Source organism: Bradyrhizobium sp. CSS354 (assembly GCF_029051725.1).
GTDB lineage: Bacteria > Pseudomonadota > Alphaproteobacteria > Rhizobiales > Xanthobacteraceae > Bradyrhizobium.
Genome location: NZ_JAACFU010000019.1, coordinates 55,164 through 74,308, shown reverse-complemented (window position 1 = coordinate 74,308; position 19,145 = coordinate 55,164). Strand labels below are relative to the sequence as shown.

Genomic DNA, 19,145 nt, shown 5'->3' with positions numbered 1-19,145 from the left:
ACGCAGCCCTCGCCGCCCTCCGAGCTAAGCTCGGGGGCAGAAAAGTCAATGTTAACATTGGCAAATGCGGTTAATGGCCCACCCGCCGACGATATGTCACATAGGAGTAGTCGGCGCTGTCGTGGGGGCCGGCAGGATGACGGATGCGCTCAACCTCATCCCACTCCGCCCTGTTGATGTCGAAATGCGTGTCGCCTTCGGGGCGGGCATGCACTTCGGTGATTTCGAGGCGATCGGCGCGATCGAGCCATTGCCGGTAGATTTCGGCACCGCCAATCACGGCGATCTCGGCGACCGAACGCCGCAGGGCATCGCCGCGCGCGATGGCGTCTGCCTCGGCGGTCGATGTGGTGACGATGGCGCCAGCGGCGCGGTAATCCGCATCGCGCGTGACAACGATATTGGTGCGGCCCGGAAGCGGCCGGGGCAGGGATTCGAAGGTCCTGCGGCCCATGATCACGGGCCTGCCGATCGTGAGCGCCTTGAAGCGCGCCATGTCGGATTTCATTCGCCACGGCATCGCGTTGCCGGCGCCTATGACGCCGTTCTCCGCGATCGCGACGACGAAGACGATCTCCATCAGGACGCGCTCCCGGCAAGCCGCGTCAGCGCCGGACCGGTGACGCGGCACAGCGTCCAGTCATCAAGCATGACGGCACCGAGCGATTTGTAGAACGCGATCGACGGCGCGTTCCAGTCGAGCACCGCCCATTGCAGCCGCGACCAGCCGTTCTCGACGCATTCCCTGGCGAGGTGCACGAGCAGCGCCCTGCCGAGGCCCCTGCCCCGATGCGACGGCCGCACATACAAATCTTCGAGATAGATGCCGTGGCGGCCGCTGAACGTCGAAAAATTCGCAAACCACACCGCGAAGCCGACCGCCTCACCATTCCACTCGGCGAGAGCGCAATGGAGTTGCGGCCGCTCGCCGAACAGTGCGTCGGCGATCATCGCCTCGGTCGCCTCGACCTCGTGCGAGAGCTTTTCGTACTCGGCGAGTTCGCGGATGAAAGCGAGAACAAGCCCGGCCTCGCCGGGACGCACACGTCGGATGTTGAGCGACATCGGCGTCAGACCGCGACCGCGGCCTTGATGTGCGGATGCGGATCGTAGCCGACGAGCTCAAAGTCCTCGTAACGGAAGGAGAAGATATCCTTCACATCGGGATTGATCCGCATCACCGGCAGCGCCCGCGGCGCGCGCGTGAGCTGGAGCTTCGCCTGCTCCAGATGGTTGGAATAGAGATGGGTGTCACCGAACGAGTGCACGAAGTCGCCGGGCTTCAAGCCCGTGACCTGCGCCACCATCATGGTGAGCAGCGCGTAGGAGGCGATGTTGAAGGGCACGCCGAGGAACACGTCGGCCGAGCGCTGATAGAGCTGGCACGACAGCTTGCCGTTGGCGACGTAGAACTGGAACAGGCAGTGGCACGGCGGCAGCGCCATCTTGTCGACTTCAGCCGGATTCCAGGCCGAGACGATCAGGCGGCGCGAGTCCGGATTGCGCTTGATCATGTCGATCACGTTCGCGATCTGATCGATGCTGCGTCCGTCCGGCGCGGGCCAGGAGCGCCACTGATGGCCGTAGACGGGCCCGAGATCGCCATTGGCGTCGGCCCACTCGTCCCAGATGGTGACGCCGTTGTCGCGCAGATATTTGATGTTGGTATCGCCCTTCAGGAACCACAACAGCTCGTGCACGATCGCCTTCAGCGGCAGGCGCTTGGTGGTCAGCATCGGAAAACCGGCGGACAGGTTGAAGCGCATCTGATGGCCGAACACCGAGAGCGTGCCGGTGCCGGTCCGGTCGGTCTTTTCGGCGCCGTCTGAAAGAATCCGCTCGAGCAGGTCCTGATACTGGTGCATGTGCGTGAGCCTTTGGGGAGGCGGCGAATTTAGCGGCCGCCCCCGCGCTGCGACAGCGGCGATTCGCCATCCATACGCATTATACCCGGAAAAGTGAGCGTTCCCGGTGCAAACGACAAGGGGCGGAACTCAGCGTCCCGCCCCTCGTCTATCAGATTGATCCTGCTGGCTAACTTGCCAACTTGGGTTCGAGCCACGGCGCGCCCGACGCTGGGCGGGTCGCCCCCCTAGTTCTCGGATTCCGTGAACACCTCGTCGCGCTTGGCACGCAACGCGGGCAGCACCGTGAGCACCAGGAGGAAAGCCGCAATCGCGAGCAGCACGGCCGACAGCGGACGCGTCAGGAACACGCTCCAGTCGCCGCGCGAGATCAGCAGCGCACGGCGCAGGTTCTCTTCCATCAGCGGCCCCAGCACCATGCCGAGCAGCAGCGGCGCCGGCTCGAAATCGTGCTTGATCAGCCAGTAGCCGACCAGACCGAACACGCCTGCGAGGATGACGTCGACCGGCGCGTTGTTCACCGAGTAGATGCCGATCGCGCAGAAGATCACGATCGAGGGAAACATCAGCCGGTAAGGGACGCGCAACAGCCGCACCCAGATTCCGACCAGCGGCAGGTTGATAATGATCAGCATCAGATTGCCGATCCACATCGAGGCGATCATGCCCCAGACCAGCTCCGGCTGCTTCTGCATCACTTGCGGACCCGGCACGATGCCGTGAATGGTCATCGCGCCCACCATCAGCGCCATCACGGCGTTGGGCGGGATGCCGAGCGTCAGCAGCGGGATGAAGGAGGTCTGCGCCGCGGCGTTGTTGGCGCTTTCCGGCGCCGCCACGCCCTCGATCGCACCACGGCCGAACCGCGACGGGTTCTTGGCGATCTTCTTCTCGAGCGTGTAGGACGCAAAGGACGCGATGACCGCGCCGCCGCCCGGCAGGATGCCGAGAATCGAGCCGAGCACGGTGCCGCGCAGGATCGCAGGCGTCGAGTCGATCAGGTCCTTCCTGGTCGGCATCAGGCCGGTGATCTTCTGCTGCACGAGATCGCGGTTCATCTCGGCGCCGGCGTCGAGGTTGCGGATGATCTCGGCGAAGCCAAACACGCCCATCGCCACCGTCGCAAAGCCGAGACCGTCGGCAAGCTCCGGAATGTTGAACGCCATGCGCGAGGCGCCGGTCTCGATGTCGGAGCCGACCATCGACAGCATCAGGCCGAACACGATCATCGCGATCGCTTTCAGCACCGAGCCCTTGGCCAGCACCACCGCGAAGATCAGGCCGAGCACCATCAGCGAGAAATATTCGGCCGGACCGAACGCCAGTGCCAGCTTGGTCAGAGGCGCGCCGAGCACGGCGATAAGCACGGTCGCGACGCAGCCGGCGAAGAACGAACCGATCGCCGCGATCGCCAGCGCCGGGCCGGCACGGCCTTGCTTTGCCATCTGGTGGCCGTCGATTGCGGTGACGACCGAGGTCGCCTCACCGGGAATATTGACCAGGATCGAGGTGGTGGAGCCGCCGTACTGGGCGCCATAATAGATGCCGGCGAGCATGATCAGCGCGCCGACCGGCGGCAATCCGAACGTGATCGGCAGGAGCATCGCCACGGTTGCGACGGTGCCGATACCGGGCAGCACGCCGACCAGCGTGCCGACCAACGCACCAATCAGGCACATGAGGATATTGATCGAGATCGGGAGCGACAGACCGTAGAGCCACCAGGGTGACCACCACGAGATCTGAAACACCACACCGAAACCGAGGCCCAGATTGTGGAAGAGATCGAACATCACACCCTCACTGAACCAGGAAGCGCGGGAACATCGGCATCGGCAGGCCTAGCACGTAGGGGAAGAGCACCGCGCAGCCCAGCGTCAGGCAGGCGCCGACGATGAGCGCTTCGACCCAGCGCGTCTCATGCGTGCCCATCGCCGCGATCATGAAGCTTGCGAAAGCCGTAACCACCACCCCAAGCGGACGAATCGCCAACGCGAAGAAGACGATCGAGACCATCACGAAGAGCGGCCCACGCCAGGCATAGTGCGCCATGCCCGGCCCGTCGGTCAGCAGTCCCGTCAACGCAATGCCGGCGCCAAGTGCGACGAGCAGCCCGCCGAACATTCGCGGCGCCGTGCCGGCGCCAAAGGAGAAGCCCCGCATCCCCTGCAAATCGCTGGAGGCCCACAGTGCGAACAGGGCGAGCGCCATCAGCACGATCCCGCCGACATAGTCCTGCGCCGACCTGATCGTCATGAAGATCGTGAGAATCGCCACCGCGAAGATCGGATAGGAATAGATCAGCGCCAGCAGCACATCGGATGACGCCTTCTTGGTGTCACCGCCGACCGCTCCGAGCAACGCGCCGGGCGCGCCCGCGAGCAGCGCCGTAGCGTGGCTGATCACGACGGTGGCCGGGCCGCGTCCCGCGCCCCAGCCAAAGAACGTCCCGAACGACCAGATGAATTCGAAAATCTGCGGCGCTATGGCCAGCAGACAAAAGCTGATCACCACCGAGGTGTTTCGGTTGGCTGTCGCCGAGTGGCCCAGCGTATCGGCCATGCATGTCTCCTCCGCGACCCGTAAGCCACGAGCACTGTTGTTCTAATCGGCTGGAAATCGATCCCCCCGCCCGGATCACTGCCTAGCCATTTTCATTACACAATGCCAGCAAAACCCAACAAGCCCCCGACCAGCAAAATCCATAGTGGATTGATGCGCGGGACGGATGCGACCACTGCAACCGTCGCGGTCAGAAGCAGCGCAGCAAGCGTGCGATCGGTCGACTGGGCCAGGATCAGGGCGCTCGCCGCCATCAAGCCGATCGAGAGCGGAACCAGTGCAGCCTGGATCAGCCCCGGCCAGCGCGATTGGCTCGGCCGATTGAGGAGCCGGCTGACATAATAGGCAAGCAGCGCGGTGGGCAGGCACATGGCCAAGGTCGCCGCCAGAGCGCCAGGAATGCCGGCGACGGCATAGCCGATTAACGTGACGATAAGTACGTTCGGACCTGGTGAGAGCTGCGCGATCGCATAGGCGTCGGCGAACTGCTTGTCGGTCATCCAGTGATGCACATCGACCGCGATGCGGTGCATCTCGGGTACCGCCGCCGCGGCACCGCCGACTGCGAACAGCGACATCAGACCGAAGGTCGAGATCAGCGCCCAGATCGGGTTCTCCGCGTTCATGCTGCTACCTTCCGCCCCATCAGAAAGGCAGTGCCGATACTGACGGGAATCGCGACCAAAAGGACGATCTGGAGCGGCAGGCGAAGGACGCCGATGGCGAGGAATACGCCCAGCATCAGGATGAGCGCGACGGCGTGCAGCCGCTTGAGCAGCGGCGTCGCCATCCGGAAGACCACGGCGATCAAAAGGCCGACGGCCGCACAGGAGATGCCGGCGAGGATGCGGCGCAGCACCTCCACATCGCCGAACCGGGCGTAGACGATCGCGAGCACCGTCATGATCAGCGTGGGCGGCAGCAACAGCCCTGCGAAGGCGGCAATGCCTCCGGCGATCCCGCGCAGCCGCGCGCCGAACACCATGGACAGATTGACGATATTGGGCCCGGGCAGGAAATGGCAGAGCGCAAAAATCTCGTTGAATTCGTCCGCCGTCATCCAGCGGTGCTGCTCGACGATGGCCTGCCTGGCGAACACCAAAACCCCTCCGAAGCCCGCCAGCGACATCCTGGCAAAGGCCAGGAACAGCGCGAGCAGGCCCGGCGGAACGGCGCTGATGGCTCGACGGTCCGGCTCGTGATCTCGTTGGGGGGCAGCCGGTGCGGAATCCTCGGACATGTCAGGAGCTTAGAACGCCGGCCGGCGCGCGGCCAAGGCTGCCGGGAACCTATCCAAAGGGAACCTCGCAATGATCGCTCGAAGCACCTGTTATTTGAAACCTTTGCCCCCTATATTGGGAGTGCCGGTTCGCCGGCTATGGAAATAAACGGTCGTCGCAATAAACCATTCGGACCCGGGGGCGGTACCCGGCGCCTCCACCAAAGCCCACCAGCGGGCTGGCCCTGAGGCGGGCTTTGGCGGGGGCGAAATAGGATCGACGAGGGCGTAAAGGGCGTTCTTTTTCTCGGTATTGTTCCGCCGTTATCGGGCTATGCAATAGTTGCCAACGACAACTTTGCTCCGGTTGCTCAGGCTGCGTAACGCAGTTTGAAAGACCATTCTGAAGTCCTAACGGGTTAAGCTCCGTTAGGCGGGGTTCGGAGGCACCTGGCAACAGAAGCCTCCACTTACCTCTTATTTCCTACCCCGCGGGGACTCCTGCTGACCCGTCAGGCGCGGTATTATTGCGGCTTGGCGAGTCGGGCCGGCAGGGCCCAGCTCCTGGAATGCAACAGGACCACCATGGCGACCGATCATATCCGATACGATGTGCTGGCCCGCGACGCACTGCGCGGCGTGTTGCGCAAGGTGCTGACCGACGCCGCGTCCCAAGGACTGCCCGGCGAGCATCATTTCTTCATCACCTTCGTGTCGAAGGCCGACGGCGTGAAATTGTCCTCACGGCTGCTGGCCCAATATCCGGAAGAGATGACGATCATCCTGCAGCACCAGTTCTGGGATCTGACCGTGCTCGAGGACCGCTTCGAGGTCGGCCTGTCCTTCGGCGGCATTCCGGAGCGGCTGATCGTGCCGTTCAGCGCCATCAAGAGCTTCCTCGATCCATCCGTGAAATTCGGCCTCCAGTTCGACACCTCCGATGTCGCCGACCTCTCGGCCGAGACATTGCCGGCCGCTCCCGCCCCGTCAGCGGTCGCGGTGCCCCCTGCCACTGAACCTGCGGAAGGCGCCGAAGAGCCGGCGGCTCCGAACCAGGGCGGCGCCGAAGTCGTGCGCTTGGATCGTTTCCGCAAGAAATGATCTAGATCGGACTGGCGCCCGTCGCGGGCGGCCAAACTCTCTATATAGAGGCACATGAAGAGCCGCGTGGCATTTCGCGCGGCGGAATGGATGTGCTCATGGCCAAAACTTCACTCTCGAAGACTTCCCGCTCGAAGGCTGCCCGCTCGAAGACCGACAGCTCCTCACGCCCGGCGACCCGCACCGAGACCGACAGCTTCGGCCCGATCGAGGTCCTCGCCGACCGCTATTGGGGCGCGCAGACCGAACGCTCGCGGCAGAATTTTCGCATCGGCATCGATCGCATGCCGATCTCGCTTGTGCATGCGCTCGGTATCGTCAAGCTCGCCGCGGCGCAGTCCAACCAGGAGCTCGGTCTGCTCGACCAGCGCCGCGCCAATGCCATCATCCGCGCCGCGCGCGACGTGATCGAGGGCAAGCTGGACGACCATTTTCCGCTGGTGGTGTGGCAGACCGGCTCGGGCACGCAGAGCAACATGAATCTCAACGAGGTCATCGCCAACCGCGCCAATGAGCTCCTGGGCGGCGAGCTCGGCGCCAAGAAGCCGGTGCATCCCAACGATCACGTCAACATGAGCCAGTCGTCGAACGACTCGTTCCCGACCGCGATGCATATCGCGGCGGCAAGCCGCATCACCGCCGATCTCGTCCCTGCCCTCGGCGAATTGCTGCGCGCGTTGCGCAAGAAGGAGAAGGAGTTCGCAAAGATCGTCAAGATCGGCCGCACCCACACCCAGGACGCGACGCCGCTGACGCTCGGCCAGGAATTTTCCGGCTATGCCGCACAGGTCGAAAGCGGCATCGCCCGGCTCAAGGTCGCGGTGAAGGAGCTCTATCCGCTGGCGCAGGGCGGCACCGCCGTCGGCACCGGCCTCAATTCGAAGCCGCGCTTTGCAAAACTGTTCGCAAAGCACGTTGCCGGGATTACCAAGCTGCCCTTCACCAGCGCCGCCAATAAATTCGAGGCGCTGGCCTCGAACGACGCCTATGTGCTGGCGCACGGCGCCATCAACTCGGTCGCGACAGGCCTTTTCAAGATCGCCAACGACATCCGCCTGCTCGGATCGGGTCCGCGTTCGGGCCTCGGCGAACTGATGCTGCCCGAGAACGAGCCGGGCTCCTCGATCATGCCGGGCAAGGTCAATCCGACGCAGTGCGAGGCGATGACGATGGTGTGCTGCCAGGTGTTCGGCAATCACACCGCGATCACGGTCGCCGGCAGCCAGGGCCATTTCGAGCTCAACGTCTACAAGCCCGTGCTGGCCTACAACATGCTGCACTCGATCCGGCTGATCGCGGACGCCGCGCGCTCCTTCACCGAGCATTGCGTCAGCGGCATCCGCGCCGACGAGAAGCGCATCAAGGAGCTGATGCAGCGCTCGCTGATGCTGGTGACGGCGCTCGCTCCCAAGATCGGCTACGACAACGCGGCCAAGGTGGCCAAGACGGCGCATGCCAACGGCACCACGCTGAAGGAAGAAGCGCTGCGGCTCGGCTTCGTCTCGGGGGAGGAATTCGACCGCCTGGTGCGCCCCGAGAAGATGACCAGCCCGGGATAAATTCCGAATTCCGATAGCCATCCGTAATGATACGGAGCCCCAAGCTCCATTAAATGTAGGGCTTAACGGACGGGATTTGATTACCGTCAATGTCGCGGCGGGATTGCGTGCTACGCAGCCCCTCCACCCCCCACGGGGGCGGAATTCATCGTTTGATGGCCCAAGGGTCGATTGACGAGGACAAGCGAATGGCGATCAAGTCTCATTGGGCGCAGTGCGGCGCACAGTTTCTGAATGTTTCATCCTGCCCACGGAGGATCGGATGATGGAGACGCGACATGGCGAACGTCATCAACCTGAACCGTTTCCGGAAGCGCGCCGAGCGGGAAGCCACGGCGAAGCAGGCGCACGCCAACCGAACGAAGTTCGGCCGCACGAAGGCGGAGCGGTCAGCGGAGGAGACGCGCGCGGACCAGGCGAAGGCGCATCTGGACCAGCACCAGATCGATCGCGAGGAGCAGCCATGAAGTCGCCCGTCGTGAAACGGTCGATCGTCGTCGCCGGTCACAAGACCAGCGTCAGCCTGGAAGAGGCGTTCTGGAACGGCATGAAGGAGATCTCGGGCCTGCGCAATATGACGCTGTCCGAGCTGGTCGGCGAGATCGACGGCAACCGCCAGCAGGGCAATCTGTCCTCGGCGATCCGCCTGTTCGTGCTCGACTACTTCAAGAGCCGCGCCATGGCCGCCATCCAGGCGGAAAAGGTCCCGGCCCAGTAGCCGACTTTGCGCCGATCCTTGGCGCTCATCTTGGCGCCGATCCCGGCGCCAATCGCCTCCGTCACGAAGCTGGTACTTTAAAATCACTCTAAGGTGCAGTTTCAGCGACCGAGCGCGCTTGACCTCGATGCCCTGCGTTGAAAATACAGGGCATGACCGACATCCATGATACGCGTCCGCAGATGCCGCTGGGCCTGGCCCAGCGCGGCTATACCGGCGTCATCCAGCACCTTTCCCCCAAGGACGCGGGCTCGGCGCTCTCGGACATCGAGCTCGAGAGCCGGCTGATCGAGCTCGGCTTCGTCGAGGGCGCCCGGGTCGAGGTCCTGCACGAGGGGCTGGTCGGGCGCGACCCGATCGCGGTACGGGTCGACAGCATCACCATCGCGGTCCGCCGTCGCGAAGCCATGGCCATTATCGTCGCCTGAAGCGACCGGACCCCAATTCGATGGAATTGCCCCTACTTCATCTCGCCCTGGTGGGCACGCCAAACAGCGGCAAGACCTCGCTGTTCAATGCGCTGACCGGGAGCCGGCAGAAGGTCGCGAACTATCCCGGCGTCACCGTCGAGCGCAAGGAAGGCTTCTTCGTCACGCCGTTAGGACGCCAGGTCTCCGTGGTCGATTTGCCCGGCACCTATTCGCTGCGCGGCCGCAGCCCGGACGAGGAGATCACCCGCGACTTCGTGCTCGGCAAGGCCACCGGCGAGACCCTGCCCGACCTCGTGCTGTGCGTGGCGGATTCGACCAATCTGCGCCTGACCATCCGCCTGCTGCTGGAGCTCAAGCGCACCGGCCGGCCGATGATCCTCGTGCTCAACATGTTCGACATCGCGACCCGCCGCGGCATCACTGTCGACGTCGCGCGGCTCGCCAAGGAGCTCGGCGTGCCCGTGGTCACCTCGATCGCGGTGCGCAAGGGCGGCACGGCCGACCTGCTGTCGCTGACCGACGAGATTTCGGCAAAGCTCGCCGCCGAGCCGGGAGAGAATAATTGGCGGGCGCTCAGCGTGGCCGATCTGCGCGCCACCCAGCGCGAAGCCGACCGCATCATCGCCGACTGCGTCAGCCTGCCTGCTCGCCCCGACACATGGACCGCGCGGATCGACGCGATCGTGCTGCATCCCGTCGGCGGGCTGATCGTGCTCGCGGCCATCCTGTTCGTGATGTTCCAGGCGGTGTTCGCCTGGGCGCAGCCGCTGATGGAGCTGCTCAATTCGGGTTTCGACTCCCTCGGTGAGTTCGTGCACGCCACCCTGCCCGCCGGCCTGCTGCAGAGCTTCCTTCAGAACGGCGTGATATCAGGCGTCGGCAGCGTCATCGTGTTCCTGCCGCAGATCATCATCATCTTCCTGTTCATCCTGCTGCTGGAAGATTTCGGCTACATGGCGCGTGCCGCGTTCCTGATGGACCGCATCATGGGCGGCGCCGGCCTGCACGGCCGCGCCTTCATTCCGCTGCTGTCGAGCTTTGCCTGCGCCATCCCCGGCATCATGGCGACGCGCGTGATCGACAACAAGCGCGACCGGTTGACCACGATCCTGATCGCGCCGCTGATGACCTGCTCGGCGCGCATTCCCGTCTACACGCTGATCATCTCCGCCTTCATTCCGGCCAGGGACGTCTGGGGCTTCATCAACCTCCAGGGCCTGGTGATGTTCGGCCTCTATGCCATCGGCATCGCCAGCGCACTTGCCGTCTCGTTCCTCATCAAGTTCTTCATGCTGCGCGACTATGCGCCGGCGCCGTTCATGCTGGAGCTGCCGGACTACAAGATGCCGCGGCTGAAATCGATCGCGATCGGCGTCTATACGCGGGCCAAGATGTTCCTGCACCGCGCCGGCACCACGATCTTTTCGATGATGGTGCTGATCTGGTTCCTGGCCTCGTTCCCGCAGCCGCCCGCCGGCGCCACCGAGCCGGCGATCGACTTCAGCCTGGCCGCGATCATCGGCAAGGCGCTCGAGCCGCTGCTGGCGCCGGTCGGCTTCAACTGGCAGATCGCGGTCGCGCTGATCCCGGGCATGGCGGCGCGCGAGGTCGCGGTCGCAGCACTCGGCACCGTCTATGCGATCGAAGGCGGCAAGGAAGCGGCCGAGCAGATCGGCCAGGTGCTGGCGACGAAATGGTCGCTCGCGACCGCGCTGTCGATGCTGGCCTGGTACATCTTCGCCCCGCAATGCGCATCCACGCTGGCCGTGATCCGGCGCGAGACCGGAAGCTGGACCTGGATGGCCGTCACCTTCTTCTACATGCTGGTGCTGGCCTACGCCGCGAGCCTTCTGACCTACAATGTCGCGCTCGCGTTCGGGGCGGGCTAACCCCTCTCGAAACTAAAAAGCGCGAAAACAACCCCATGCACAGTAGACCGACGCTGTGAGATCAATGGGTTACGCGTGTGCTAAAATCAGCTGACCGTAGCTGGCCCGACCCACGCCGGCACATAAGGCCGGTTGCGCCGTCGGGCAAAACAGGCGCATGATGGCATTGTCCGAGAATTGGCCAGACGCTCGGTGACGGCCAGATACTGGAGCGTGGCACGCCTTCTCAGCCGCTGGCCTGTGTTGCCGGGAACGACGCGGTGAACACCGTTTCATCCCGCATCGACGACGCGGCGATCAACCCGCCATGGGCACGCGCGATCTCCTGGGCGATGTACAATCCGAGCCCAAGCCCCTTCTGGTTCGGCAGAACGTCGCCACGATCGAACGCAGTGAAGAGGCGCGGGATCGCATCAGCCGGAATTGGCGCGCCTTTGTTGATAACGCTGATGTCGAAGCCGGCTTCGGTCGTCTGCGCCAGCACCCTGATCGGCTCGTCGGCGGCGCCATAGGAAATCGCGTTGCCGAGAAGATTGGACAGCATCTGACCTATGCGGTCGGCGTCGATCCTCACACTCACCGGAACGTTGACCACCGTTTCAATCACACGATCCGGATGCACGTTCTCGAACTCCGCGACAATTTGCTTGATGACAGGCTCGAGCGGCTGTTCTTTCAGCTTGAGCTGCATCCCGGAGCCGAGCCGCGCGCGGGCGAAGTCCATGACATTGTCGATCAGGCCCGCCATCCGGGCCACGCTTCCCTGCAGCAGGTTGATCCAGTTCTTGCCCTCGTCATCGACCTTCTTGTTCAGAAGCCGCAGGCCGCCCTGGATCGAGGCAAGAGGGTTTCTGAGGTCGTGACCGAGCACGGCAATGAACTGCTCGCGCAGTTCGGCATTGCGTTGTTCCAGCGCGAGCCGGTTCTCGATCAGCTCGACGCGCTCGGCCGCATCGAGATGAGACGCGATCAGCTCCGCAAAAAGCTTGAACATGCCGATGATCTCGGGGGTCCGAAGCTTGCGCGGCTTCGGATCGATGGCGCAAAGAGTTCCGAAGAATGAACCGTCGGGAAGAATGATCGGCACGGAGATGTAGCTTTGGAAGCCATATTGCGCAGGTGTGTGATGCGTGCAGTACGCGGCGTCTTCGCTGACATTCTCGATGACGACGGCGTCACGGCTCTGCCGGATCTCATGGCAGATCGTGGTCTCGACCTTGAGCTCGTCACCGGGTTTCAGCCCGAACGCAAGCTCGTCACGCGAGGCACACGTGATCCACCTGTCCTCGGTGACGCGGGCAACGGCGGTAAACCCCATGCCGGTGGTCCGGCTGACCACGTCCAGGATGGTCGAGACCGCAGCGATTCCGCTGACCTTGGCTATGTCGCGCTCGAAATCCATTGCCACTCCGCTTCAGAACATTCGCCCCGGGGAGACCGTCACCCCAACTAAAGCGCGTCCTTGCCACGGTGAAAAGCACTGCCAGCCAAGTTATTCCGCGTCAATGTTCCACGACTCTCCACCATTGAAACGGCTATCTGTTCCCAACGGAACAATTGAGTATTGGCAGGCTAAGCGCCGAGAGGCTTTCGTGAGGATCACCTGGCCGACCTCGTCGCATTGCATCTCCATGCCGAGGTGTCCCGATATTTCGGCGGCGTGCGTCCGGCGGAGAGGACGAAGACCCCCGGGATTCGAAGCGAGCATCCGGCTCAGCGGACTCTCTCGGTGCGCTCGCTCGGTGTGGTGGAGCCTGAGCTGACGCTTTCTTCGTTCGAATCGCTCTCCGGCTCCCGGATCAGCACCGCCGGTTCGTCATAACCCTTGCGGCTGCTGTAGAACACCAGCGCCATCAAGCCGATGCCGACGACCAGCGAAAACACGACACCGAGCACCAGTGCGACATACCCCGACGCTGGCACCTCCGTTGTCGTGCTGAACCAGCCGAGATAGCCGAGCGCGCCGGCACCGACGAGGAGGGCGCATAACACCGCTATGACCGCCCATCTGGCGATCTTGCCGTCCCCGGGAGCGGGTGATTCCGGTTGCCCGTCTGTGCTGTTCATGGATCTCTCCTCATGGCGCACGCGTCGCGCGGTCGTCCCATTGCGCTAGGGGGCGGTGACCTTGGTCGCGATCGCGTGCAGGGCCGCCGTCATAGTGACAATTGCAGCCTTGGCCGGCTCGCCGATGCCGTGACGCCCGGCGATATACGCCGGATCATTGTAGGACAGCCAGGTCGCGCCTTGTTCGTCCTGCCAGACCAGCGCCTTCAGCGGCAGATCGATGCCGCTGGTCTGCGACTGCTGCATCAATGGCGTACCACCCCTTGCGTTCCCGAAGATGATGAGATTGGTCGGGCGCAACGGCAGACCGGCAGCGGCGGCGCCCGCGGCATGATCGACATGGGCGAATATTGTGAGACCCTTGGCCGTCACCTCGGCTTCCAGCCGCTTCATCGTCTCTTCAGGGCCGAAACTGCTCCTGATCGTGATCAGTCCGTCGACGGCCATTGCTTGGGTCTCCCATAAACATGTCGCAGCAACCAGAACGAGGATCTTGAGCAGCGCCGAAACCCTCATGATCACACGCTCATTTCTTGCGGAATAGTTTTGCCGGATCGAATTCCGGGTCCGGAATGAAGCCGTCGCGGTTGGGCATCTTGATCTTCGGCAAGCTGTCCTTATCAACCTTGCCGTCGGGAGGAACGATGCCATTCAGACTCAGGATGTAGGCCGTGACGGCATAGGTGTCGTCGGTGCTGAGCGAACCCGGTGTGGGATATGGCATCGCGCGGTGGATGTAGTCGTACAAGGTCGTCGCATAGGGCCAGAAGCTGCCGACGGTCTTGACCGGCGCGCTGGAGGCGAGTGTGCCCTGCCCACCGGCCAGACGATCCTTGATCCCGCCCTGGCCGTTGTCGCCATGACAGGCCGTGCAATTGTCGGCGAAGACCTGCTTACCCTGCGCAACCGTGCCGCTGCCGACAGGCAGCCCCTTGCCATCGGGTGTCACGTCGATGTCCCATAGCTTGATCTCCTCCGGAGTCGCGGGACGGCCGAAATCGAATGCAGATGCGGGCGCCGCGAGCAGGCCGAGCGCGAGAGCCGCAGCGACAAGCCGATTATTATGCGAGGACATTGCGGACCCTCCCGGCCTCGTCGATGCTCCAGGTCTGCTGGGCGTTGTAGTGGAACAGCGCATTGGTCCCCATCGCGGCGATGAAGGACTGCCGGTCCGGCTGAACGTTGCCTTGCTCGTCGGTCGCGCGGCTCACGATCCTTGTCGGCTTACCGTCCCAGACCCAATCCATCTGAAATCGAACCTGGGCCTTCGACAGCACCGGCTGATTCAGCTGCGCCTGTTTCCAGATTTTCGCGCCGTCAGTCGATATCTCGACCCTGGCGATCTTGCCATGGCCGCTCCAGGCGAGACCGGAGATAATGTTGTAGCCGGGCTGGATCTGCATCGTGCCCGAGGGCTGCGTGATGACGGAGTTGGTTTCCATCCTCAGCTGGAACTGGCGGGCCTTGCCGTTGGCGAGCAGCTGCGTGTAGCGCGCCGTCTCCCAGCGGGTCATCAAGGGCTCAGTGCCGAACTTGAGACGGCGCAGCCATTTGATGTTGAGGTTGCCCTCGAAACCCGGCATCACCAGTCGCATTGGAAACCCGTGCGCGGGGCGCAGTGGTTCGCCGTTCTGACCGTAGGCGACAAAGGCCTCGTTCACGATTTCGTCGGTCAACGGAATGCTGCGGTCGACGCCCGCGCCGTCGCCTCCCTCCGCGAGCATCCAGTTCGAGTTCTTCTCCTTGCCCGCGAGACCAATGAGGAACTTCAGCGGAACGCCAGTCCACTCATTGGTGCTGACGAGGCCATGCGTGTTCTGCACCGTCAGGTCAGGGTCTGCCTTCTTCCAGTTTTCCCAGCCGTTTCCGGTGCATTCGATAAAGACCACGCGCGTGACCGACGGCATCCGCTTGAGATCGTCGACGCTGAACACCAGCGGCTTCTGAACCAGGCCATGGATGAGCAGATGGTGCTGCGCGGGATCGATGTCCGGCACCCCGGAATGGCTGCGCTCGTAATGCAGATCGGTTGGTGTGATATTGCCCACCAGCTTCTGATGCGGCGTCTTGGAGTTGATGGCATCACTGGGGTCGACGTTGCGCTTGCCTGGTCCCGCCTCGGGAATGCGATCGATCTTGACGAACCGCGATCGTTCGCTGTGCGCACCGAGATCGGCGCCGGGCCCGCGATCAGGGATTTCGGCCAGCGTTTGCGCGGCCGCCGCTTCGGTCGCAACCGCCCCCAGAACGCCCGCCGACAGGCCTCCCAGAAAACCGCGGCGCGAGACGCTCGCGCGCCGTTGCAGTGATTCGATTTGCGTTTTGGACGTCATGCAATCTCCGTCGGCCTTCGTGCTGATTTGGAAATTCCACCGCTTTTCCATGGGGACATTGACCGGATGCCGCCGAAATTGCCCGTTAGGATGTGTTAGAAATCATGAGGGGGCGGCGAAGGCGCGTCATCCTGCCATGCTCCGAAAGCTTCTATCCGGGTCCATGGATCATTTCAGCACCGAGAACCTGACTGCCGAGAGGCTTCGTGAGGATCACCTCGCGCACCTCGTCGCATTGCATCTCGATGCGGACGTGTCGCGCTATCTCGGCGGCGTCCGTTCGGCGGAGAGGACCAAGACCTATCTCGATGCGAATATCGCGCATTGGGACCAGCATGGCTTCGGGCTGTGGGTGCTGCGAACGAAAGACGGCGCATTCGCCGGGCGAGCGGGCATCCGGCACATCCTGGTGGACGAAATCGACGAGATCGAGATTGCCTATGCGTTCAAGCGCGAATTCTGGGGCCGCGGACTTGCAAGCGAGATCGCCACGGCGCTGACGGATATCGGACTGTTACACTACGAGCTGCCGTCTCTGATCGGCCTGGTCTATGTCGGCAATGGCGCATCGCGCCGCGTCCTGGAGAAGTCCAACTATCTCCTCGAGCGAAGCACGATCCGTCACGGCGAAGAGGTCGTGATCTACCGTATTCGGCGATAGATCCCAAAAGCAAGAAGTCCGGAGCCGCAGAGCACGACGGCGGCGGCAATGAAAGCGCTCCGGTATCCACTGCTGTCGTACAAGAACCCTCCTAGGGATGCGCCCGCCGTTATGGCGAGCTGGATCACCGCGACCATCAGGCCGCCGCCCGCCTCCGCATCCTTAGGCAGCGCCCTGCTCATCCAGGTCCACCAAGCGACCGGTGCGGCCGTGCCGATGAGGCCCCAACCGGCCAGCAGCACAGTGACCACAACGGTTGAACCTCCGAAGGCGATCAAGCCGAGGGCAAGGGCAGCCATAGCAAGCGGCATCCCGATCAGAAGTCCTTGCAGGCCCCGCCGCAGAAGGAAGCTGATGAGGTAAGTCCCCAGCAGGCCCGCGACGCCGACCACGAGCAGGATGGCCGAGAGCGTCGAGACGTCTACGCGCGTCACGGTCTCTAGAAATGGCCGCAAATAGGTGAAAAGCGCGAACTGGCCCATGAACAGGAGAGCGACCGAGAGCATCCCAATGCCGATCGCCCGCCGGCGAAGCAACCCGAATACGTTCCCCGCGGCACTGCGCTCGGAGGGCATCGAGGGCAATGTGGCGTATTGCCAGACCAGAGTGACGATCGCGAGCGGGACCACGCAGAAGAAGGCGCCTCGCCAGCCGATGAACTGACCGAGGAAGCTCCCGAGCGGCGCGGCGATCGTGGTCGCCAGCGCGTTGCCACCATTGAGGAGGCTAAGCGCGGCCGCGACCTGCGGCTCCGGCACAAGGCGCATCACGGTAGCCGCCGACATGGACCAGAACCCGCCGATGACGATCCCGATCAGCGCGCGCCCTGCCATGAACACCAGCGCGTTGGGCGCCAGCGCCACCATTAGTCCCGATACGATCATCGCCGAGGTGAGGCCAAGCAGAACAATACGTCGATCGATGCCCCGCGTCACCGAGGAGATCGCAAGGCTGGTGAAGACGGCGAACAGCCCGGAGACCGCGATGGCCTGGCCCGCCTGCCCCTCGGTCATGTGGAGATTGGTCCCGATGGGGGTGAGCAGGCTGACCGGCATGAACTCGGACGCAATCAAGGTCCCGACGCAGAGGGTCAGCGCAAACACTGCACTCCATGCCGGACCGCGCGACAGCGCCTCGTTGCTTCGAGCGAGTTGTACGCTCATGAAAACCTCTCCTAATGATTGGCGCGCGCGTTCGCCCCGATTGGAGGATGTGGGGTGGGATGCGGGGCCTTACATTTCGGTACTGCTCGTCACTCACCTTCTCCATTCATTCGACGGTTCGTCCGTCCTGCGCCGACCATGAACATGGGGATCTCACGGACGTTTCTGTCGCCAGCACGACGACACTAAGCCGATGAATGATGAGATCCGACGTCCGCTGGAACCGGTTGGAATTTGGTCACTTGGACAAGCCATCGACCGCAAAGATGCGAAAACGACCATACCTCTCGCCCATGGCACGCGCGGCGGTGTATTCCGGCGAATGTCGCCACTTCGTCATTTGCTCGACCGAGTCCCATTGGCCAAGAACGACACGCCCCTCCGGCGGATCTCCGTCGACTGAAAGGCCACTGCCGCCTCCTAGATACCGTCCCCCGTACGTCTTGAGGCTTTCACGCGCTAGAGGAGCGAATTCCTTCGCGAACTCCTCGGGGTCGATTACCGTGTTATCTTCGATCATATAGACGGGCGGCTTCGCCTGCGCATGAAGAGTCTGAACGCCGAAGCTACCGATACCGATTCCGGCCGCCAGCGCCGCGACCATCGCGATCGAGTTGTTCATGTCGATTCTATCCTCACTTCGATTGGGCGCCGAGCACGATCGGGGTTGCCTGTATCAGCTTGAGCGACTTCACCATCTTCTCAACCGTCGTCTTGTATTTCTTGAAATGATCTGTTCCGAGATGAGCTTCGTAGGCGCTCCTGTCCCGGTAGATTTCGAAAACCTTGACGTGGGCCGGGTTGTCTTTTTCGGAAACGGCGTAGAGCACCAGGACGCCGGGCTCCTTGCGAATTGCTGCGTCGATCTGTTCCTGCACCGCAGCCCTATAGCCGTCCAATTGGACGGGATCGATCTCGATTTCCGCCACCTGGACATATCGTTCGTCCGCCTGTTGGGCGACGACGCCGCCGGCGAATACAGCGGCGAGCATCGATAGGCCGTACGAGAAAAGCTGCTTCTTCTTCATGTTCTCCCCCTCAGAAGCTTCACTGGCCCTACCTGATTTGGATTGCTCGAAGGGTGCTTGCGGCTTTGGCGATATCGTACAGTTCATCGCTGTCGCACCCGCGCATCGCAGATCTCACTTCAGATATTGGTTGTCGGCGACCTTCTCCATCCAATCGACGTTCTTTCCGTTGACGGATTCCTGAATGGCGATGTGCGTCATTGCGGTGGTCTGCGTCGCTCCGTGCCAATGTTTCAAGCCCGGCGGAAACCACACGACGTCGCCGGCGCGGATTTCCTCAATCTGCCCGCCCTCTCGCTGCACCCAGCCCAGTCCGGCCGTCACGATCAGCGTCTGCCCGAGCGGATGCGTGTGCCAGGCCGTGCGTGCGCCGGGTTCAAAAGTGACCTGAGCGCCGCTGACGCGTGCGGGCTCGGGAGCCGCGAACAGTGGGTCGATACGCACCGTCCCGGTGAACCAGTGTTCGGGGCCCTTCTGGGAAGGGCGGGACCCGTTTCTCTTGATGTCGATGTCCATTGCAGTCTCCTTCAGTGCTTCGGACGCGAGCGC

At 63.1% G+C, this 19,145-nt stretch carries 23 protein-coding genes, 1 other RNA gene and 1 pseudogene; 9 read left to right on the top strand and 16 right to left on the bottom strand.

Going from position 1 to position 19,145, the window contains the following annotated elements:
- Positions 1–70 precede the first annotated feature (70 nt).
- From GWG67_RS31905 to GWG67_RS31875, 7 genes are all read right to left on the bottom strand, one after another.
- Positions 71–580: a dihydrofolate reductase gene (locus GWG67_RS31905; protein WP_275173494.1), complete on the bottom strand. Its 510-nt coding sequence runs from the start codon at positions 578–580 to the stop codon at positions 71–73.
- Entirely contained in the window at positions 580–1,065 is a 486-nt protein-coding gene (locus tag GWG67_RS31900; protein ID WP_275173493.1) for a GNAT family N-acetyltransferase, read from the bottom strand. Before GWG67_RS31900 ends, GWG67_RS31905 begins: the two co-directional genes overlap by 1 nt.
- A 5-nt stretch (positions 1,066–1,070) precedes the next feature.
- Positions 1,071–1,865 (bottom strand): thymidylate synthase, encoded by a 795-nt coding sequence (locus GWG67_RS31895; RefSeq protein ID WP_007613362.1) that lies wholly within the window; start codon positions 1,863–1,865, stop codon positions 1,071–1,073.
- A 227-nt stretch (positions 1,866–2,092) separates the two neighbouring features.
- A complete protein-coding gene (locus tag GWG67_RS31890) occupies positions 2,093–3,658 on the bottom strand; it encodes a tripartite tricarboxylate transporter permease (RefSeq protein ID WP_275173492.1) in 1,566 nt (521 codons plus the stop codon).
- 7 nt (positions 3,659–3,665) lie between these two features.
- Positions 3,666–4,427: a tripartite tricarboxylate transporter TctB family protein gene (locus GWG67_RS31885; protein ID WP_275173491.1), complete on the bottom strand. Its 762-nt coding sequence runs from the start codon at positions 4,425–4,427 to the stop codon at positions 3,666–3,668.
- Between the two features lie 95 nt (positions 4,428–4,522).
- The gene (locus tag GWG67_RS31880) at positions 4,523–5,053 is read right to left on the bottom strand and encodes a chromate transporter (protein ID WP_275173490.1); all 531 of its coding nucleotides are present in this window, start codon (positions 5,051–5,053) and stop codon (positions 4,523–4,525) included.
- Positions 5,050–5,667 carry a chromate transporter gene (locus tag GWG67_RS31875; protein WP_275173489.1) on the bottom strand — a complete coding sequence of 206 codons (618 nt, stop codon included), beginning with the start codon at positions 5,665–5,667 and terminating at the stop codon, positions 5,050–5,052. Before GWG67_RS31875 ends, GWG67_RS31880 begins: the two co-directional genes overlap by 4 nt.
- 84 nt (positions 5,668–5,751) lie before the next feature.
- Between GWG67_RS31875 and ssrA the strand changes: the two genes are divergently transcribed.
- The 7 genes from ssrA to GWG67_RS31840 all read left to right on the top strand — a co-directional run bounded on the left by ssrA (position 5,752) and on the right by GWG67_RS31840 (position 11,344).
- Positions 5,752–6,117: a transfer-messenger RNA gene (ssrA, locus tag GWG67_RS31870) on the top strand.
- 114 nt (positions 6,118–6,231) lie between these two features.
- Positions 6,232–6,747 (top strand): SspB family protein, encoded by a 516-nt coding sequence (locus GWG67_RS31865; RefSeq protein WP_275173488.1) that lies wholly within the window; start codon positions 6,232–6,234, stop codon positions 6,745–6,747.
- 86 nt (positions 6,748–6,833) lie between these two features.
- A complete protein-coding gene (gene fumC, locus GWG67_RS31860; RefSeq protein ID WP_275173487.1) occupies positions 6,834–8,306 on the top strand; it encodes a class II fumarate hydratase in 1,473 nt (490 codons plus the stop codon).
- Between the two features lie 278 nt (positions 8,307–8,584).
- Positions 8,585–8,773, top strand: coding sequence for a DUF4169 family protein (locus tag GWG67_RS31855; protein ID WP_275173486.1), 189 nt, complete (start codon positions 8,585–8,587; stop codon positions 8,771–8,773).
- Positions 8,770–9,024, top strand: a complete 255-nt coding sequence (locus GWG67_RS31850) for a ribbon-helix-helix domain-containing protein (RefSeq protein WP_007600962.1) — start codon at positions 8,770–8,772, stop codon at positions 9,022–9,024. The genes GWG67_RS31855 and GWG67_RS31850 overlap by 4 nt, the downstream gene beginning before the upstream one ends.
- A 152-nt stretch (positions 9,025–9,176) precedes the next feature.
- Positions 9,177–9,452, top strand: coding sequence for a FeoA family protein (locus GWG67_RS31845; RefSeq protein ID WP_007600961.1), 276 nt, complete (start codon positions 9,177–9,179; stop codon positions 9,450–9,452).
- Positions 9,453–9,472: 20 nt separating this feature from the next.
- Complete coding sequence (locus GWG67_RS31840; protein WP_275173484.1) at positions 9,473–11,344, top strand: ferrous iron transporter B; 1,872 nt, start codon at positions 9,473–9,475, stop codon at positions 11,342–11,344.
- 226 nt (positions 11,345–11,570) lie between these two features.
- Here the strand turns inward: GWG67_RS31840 and GWG67_RS31835 are convergent, their stop codons facing one another.
- Positions 11,571–12,746: a GAF domain-containing sensor histidine kinase gene (locus tag GWG67_RS31835; RefSeq protein WP_275173482.1), complete on the bottom strand. Its 1,176-nt coding sequence runs from the start codon at positions 12,744–12,746 to the stop codon at positions 11,571–11,573.
- A 155-nt stretch (positions 12,747–12,901) separates the two neighbouring features.
- On the opposite strand from GWG67_RS31835, the pseudogene GWG67_RS31830 reads away from it, so the two are divergent.
- A pseudogene (locus tag GWG67_RS31830) lies at positions 12,902–13,031 on the top strand (N-acetyltransferase); the annotation flags it as partial.
- A 26-nt stretch (positions 13,032–13,057) separates the two neighbouring features.
- Here the strand turns inward: GWG67_RS31830 and GWG67_RS31825 are convergent.
- Genes GWG67_RS31825 through soxC form a run of 4 tightly spaced genes read right to left on the bottom strand, consistent with a single transcriptional unit; the run spans position 13,058 to position 15,744 of the window.
- Positions 13,058–13,411 carry a hypothetical protein gene (locus GWG67_RS31825; protein ID WP_275173480.1) on the bottom strand — a complete coding sequence of 118 codons (354 nt, stop codon included), beginning with the start codon at positions 13,409–13,411 and terminating at the stop codon, positions 13,058–13,060.
- Between the two features lie 45 nt (positions 13,412–13,456).
- Positions 13,457–13,927: a DUF302 domain-containing protein gene (locus tag GWG67_RS31820; RefSeq protein ID WP_275173479.1), complete on the bottom strand. Its 471-nt coding sequence runs from the start codon at positions 13,925–13,927 to the stop codon at positions 13,457–13,459.
- Between the two features lie 10 nt (positions 13,928–13,937).
- Positions 13,938–14,486: a c-type cytochrome gene (locus GWG67_RS31815; RefSeq protein ID WP_275173477.1), complete on the bottom strand. Its 549-nt coding sequence runs from the start codon at positions 14,484–14,486 to the stop codon at positions 13,938–13,940.
- Positions 14,473–15,744 (bottom strand): sulfite dehydrogenase, encoded by a 1,272-nt coding sequence (gene soxC, locus GWG67_RS31810; protein ID WP_275173475.1) that lies wholly within the window; start codon positions 15,742–15,744, stop codon positions 14,473–14,475. The genes GWG67_RS31815 and soxC overlap by 14 nt, the downstream gene beginning before the upstream one ends.
- A 163-nt stretch (positions 15,745–15,907) precedes the next feature.
- Here soxC and GWG67_RS31805 point away from each other — a divergent pair, with 163 nt between their 5' ends.
- Positions 15,908–16,405 (top strand): GNAT family N-acetyltransferase, encoded by a 498-nt coding sequence (locus tag GWG67_RS31805; protein ID WP_275173473.1) that lies wholly within the window; start codon positions 15,908–15,910, stop codon positions 16,403–16,405.
- Here GWG67_RS31805 and GWG67_RS31800 read toward each other — a convergent pair.
- The 4 genes from GWG67_RS31800 to GWG67_RS31785 all read right to left on the bottom strand — a co-directional run bounded on the left by GWG67_RS31800 (position 16,387) and on the right by GWG67_RS31785 (position 19,106).
- Entirely contained in the window at positions 16,387–17,568 is a 1,182-nt protein-coding gene (locus GWG67_RS31800) for an MFS transporter (protein ID WP_275173471.1), read from the bottom strand. The two genes, GWG67_RS31805 and GWG67_RS31800, sit on opposite strands and share 19 nt — an antisense overlap.
- Before the next feature lie 238 nt (positions 17,569–17,806).
- The gene (locus tag GWG67_RS31795) at positions 17,807–18,190 is read right to left on the bottom strand and encodes a DUF1330 domain-containing protein (RefSeq protein ID WP_275173469.1); all 384 of its coding nucleotides are present in this window, start codon (positions 18,188–18,190) and stop codon (positions 17,807–17,809) included.
- Between the two features lie 13 nt (positions 18,191–18,203).
- On the bottom strand, positions 18,204–18,596 hold the full coding sequence (locus tag GWG67_RS31790; protein WP_275173467.1) for a putative quinol monooxygenase: 393 nt from the start codon (positions 18,594–18,596) through the stop codon (positions 18,204–18,206).
- A gap of 114 nt (positions 18,597–18,710) precedes the next feature.
- Positions 18,711–19,106 carry a cupin domain-containing protein gene (locus GWG67_RS31785; RefSeq protein WP_275173559.1) on the bottom strand — a complete coding sequence of 132 codons (396 nt, stop codon included), beginning with the start codon at positions 19,104–19,106 and terminating at the stop codon, positions 18,711–18,713.
- Positions 19,107–19,145: the final 39 nt, after the last annotated feature.

Coding starts and splice junctions, on each gene's coding strand:
- GWG67_RS31905 (WP_275173494.1), bottom strand. CDS start 580: ATGGAGATCGTCTTCGTCGTCGCGATCGCGGAGAACGGCGTCATAGGC.
- GWG67_RS31900 (WP_275173493.1), bottom strand. CDS start 1,065: ATGTCGCTCAACATCCGACGTGTGCGTCCCGGCGAGGCCGGGCTTGTT.
- GWG67_RS31895 (WP_007613362.1), bottom strand. CDS start 1,865: ATGCACCAGTATCAGGACCTGCTCGAGCGGATTCTTTCAGACGGCGCC.
- GWG67_RS31890 (WP_275173492.1), bottom strand. CDS start 3,658: ATGTTCGATCTCTTCCACAATCTGGGCCTCGGTTTCGGTGTGGTGTTT.
- GWG67_RS31885 (WP_275173491.1), bottom strand. CDS start 4,427: ATGGCCGATACGCTGGGCCACTCGGCGACAGCCAACCGAAACACCTCG.
- GWG67_RS31880 (WP_275173490.1), bottom strand. CDS start 5,053: ATGAACGCGGAGAACCCGATCTGGGCGCTGATCTCGACCTTCGGTCTG.
- GWG67_RS31875 (WP_275173489.1), bottom strand. CDS start 5,667: ATGTCCGAGGATTCCGCACCGGCTGCCCCCCAACGAGATCACGAGCCG.
- GWG67_RS31865 (WP_275173488.1), top strand. CDS start 6,232: ATGGCGACCGATCATATCCGATACGATGTGCTGGCCCGCGACGCACTG.
- fumC (WP_275173487.1), top strand. CDS start 6,834: ATGGATGTGCTCATGGCCAAAACTTCACTCTCGAAGACTTCCCGCTCG.
- GWG67_RS31855 (WP_275173486.1), top strand. CDS start 8,585: ATGGCGAACGTCATCAACCTGAACCGTTTCCGGAAGCGCGCCGAGCGG.
- GWG67_RS31850 (WP_007600962.1), top strand. CDS start 8,770: ATGAAGTCGCCCGTCGTGAAACGGTCGATCGTCGTCGCCGGTCACAAG.
- GWG67_RS31845 (WP_007600961.1), top strand. CDS start 9,177: ATGACCGACATCCATGATACGCGTCCGCAGATGCCGCTGGGCCTGGCC.
- GWG67_RS31840 (WP_275173484.1), top strand. CDS start 9,473: ATGGAATTGCCCCTACTTCATCTCGCCCTGGTGGGCACGCCAAACAGC.
- GWG67_RS31835 (WP_275173482.1), bottom strand. CDS start 12,746: ATGGATTTCGAGCGCGACATAGCCAAGGTCAGCGGAATCGCTGCGGTC.
- GWG67_RS31825 (WP_275173480.1), bottom strand. CDS start 13,411: ATGAACAGCACAGACGGGCAACCGGAATCACCCGCTCCCGGGGACGGC.
- GWG67_RS31820 (WP_275173479.1), bottom strand. CDS start 13,927: ATGAGGGTTTCGGCGCTGCTCAAGATCCTCGTTCTGGTTGCTGCGACA.
- GWG67_RS31815 (WP_275173477.1), bottom strand. CDS start 14,486: ATGTCCTCGCATAATAATCGGCTTGTCGCTGCGGCTCTCGCGCTCGGC.
- soxC (WP_275173475.1), bottom strand. CDS start 15,744: ATGACGTCCAAAACGCAAATCGAATCACTGCAACGGCGCGCGAGCGTC.
- GWG67_RS31805 (WP_275173473.1), top strand. CDS start 15,908: ATGGATCATTTCAGCACCGAGAACCTGACTGCCGAGAGGCTTCGTGAG.
- GWG67_RS31800 (WP_275173471.1), bottom strand. CDS start 17,568: ATGAGCGTACAACTCGCTCGAAGCAACGAGGCGCTGTCGCGCGGTCCG.
- GWG67_RS31795 (WP_275173469.1), bottom strand. CDS start 18,190: ATGAACAACTCGATCGCGATGGTCGCGGCGCTGGCGGCCGGAATCGGT.
- GWG67_RS31790 (WP_275173467.1), bottom strand. CDS start 18,596: ATGAAGAAGAAGCAGCTTTTCTCGTACGGCCTATCGATGCTCGCCGCT.